Raw genomic sequence first — 1,792 nt, 5'->3', positions numbered from 1 at the left:
ATCAAATACATCGTCATTTCACCCAGGGTAATAATGCCGGCGATCGCTTCGATAATAATCCAGGCGTAGGCTCCATAAAACGCGATCGTACTCAGCAAGCCTAATAAATAGCCCCAAACGCCTTTCTTAATCGTCAGATTGCGATCTTCCTTGTAGAGCATATTGAAGATATTGCGGTACCGCTGCAACAGCATGTCACCGAGCTGATAAAGTTGCACCTCTTTGGCGTAATCTTCTCTAGCTAATAATGTCTCTAAATAATGTTGCTGGCGGGTTTCAGGCGATCGCCAGCGAAACAACCGGAAGGCGTGTTCGGAAAACCGCGTCTCGGCAATAAACGCCGGAATCGCCGCAACAATTAGCACCACCACCGCCCACCCCGAAAATCGCCATAGCAAGCCGCTAAAAGTAATCAGAGTCAATGCGGACTGACACAGCCCAAAGGTGCGCGTAATCAGGGATAACGGACGGCTGGAGGCTTGAGATCGCGCCTGACTCATCTTGTCGTAAAATTCAGAATCTTCAAAATGCGCCAGATCCAATGTCAGGGCTTTTTCGAGGATCGATTCATTGACGCGTTGCGCTAATAATACTCGCAGTAAGGATTGGCTGATAACTAAACCCTTTTGCACCGCCGATAATAAGACGATCGCGACAGCTTCTAAACCTACATACATCAGCGCATGTTGACGATCGATCTGTAACCCGCTCCGATTCGCTAACACCACACTATCGACGATTAATTTACCTACAAACGCGATCGCACTCGGCAATAATCCCCCCGCGAGAGTTAACATTGCCAGCGATACTGTCAGGCTCTGACTAGTCGTCCAAACTAAATCTAAAGCTTTGCGGCTGTGGCGAAATACAGATAACGATTGGCGGATATTTTTACCTAACTTACCTAATTGTTTCAGTCTCGATCGGGGAGGTTTTTCTTTACTATTCATCATCTAATTCTTCGGCTAGCTCATCGAGCGATTGTAAGATTGTATGTCGAGAAATTTGGCGATACTTGGAGTCGAGTTTTGGCTCGAATTGTTTCTTCCCCGTACCGCTTTTTTGTTTCAAACTATTTTCGATTTTGGGTTGCGATTGCAATTGCTGTTCCCAGGCGATCGCGTCGGCTAGAAAATCTAAATAATGCTCGTAGCGTTCCCACTCACCCCGCACGAAACAATTGGGTTCGTCGCGATGGGTACAGTTACTAAACTGGCAATTACCCGCAGCCAGCCGCTGGCGGATTTCTGGAAAATAACCAGGTAATTCCGTCGGCGCACACACCAGATCCGGTTGATTGAAACCTGGTGTATCGGCGATCGATCCACCCGTCGGGATCGGAAATAATTGGACGTGGCGAGTCGTATGTCGTCCGCGACTGAGTTTGCCCGAAACTGTTGCCACGCGGACATTTGAATCGGGAATTAAGGCATTCGTCAAACTCGATTTCCCCACGCCAGAATGTCCGGCAAATACCGTAATCTGCCGATCGAGTTCGATTTGCAATTCCTCGATCCCCAGCCCTGTTTCCACGCTAATCACGATCGGTTGATAGCCCCACTCACTCAATCGATCGCACCATTCCTGTCGTTCTCGATCGGTGACTAAATCGCTCTTATTCAAGCACAGACTGACTTGCAAGCCCGTCGATTCAGCTTTGACGAGAAATTTGCTCAACAGAAACGGATCGAGAGCTGGCTCGGCGAGCGCGAATACTAATAAGATCCGATCGGCATTCGCCACAGGCGGTCGATCGAGTAAACTATGACGGGGAAAGACATCAATTACGACC

Annotated in this window: 1 protein-coding gene and 1 pseudogene; both read right to left on the bottom strand. The window is 48.5% G+C overall.

What is annotated here, in order from left to right; all coding sequences use genetic code 11:
• Positions 1–953 (bottom strand): annotated as a pseudogene (locus RMO84_RS12630) (ABC transporter ATP-binding protein); the annotation flags it as partial.
• Positions 943–1,792: ribosome small subunit-dependent GTPase A (gene rsgA / locus RMO84_RS12625; RefSeq protein ID WP_310488805.1), on the bottom strand; the 850-nt coding region annotated here is incomplete at its 5' end. The gene rsgA and the pseudogene RMO84_RS12630, both read right to left, overlap by 11 nt.

Origin of the sequence: Chamaesiphon sp. VAR_69_metabat_338 (genome assembly GCF_031423935.1) — a bacterium.
Lineage (GTDB): Bacteria > Cyanobacteriota > Cyanobacteriia > Cyanobacteriales > Chamaesiphonaceae > Chamaesiphon.
The sequence above is the reverse complement of the archived record's forward strand: the minus strand, read 5'-3'. Positions and strand labels throughout refer to the sequence as shown.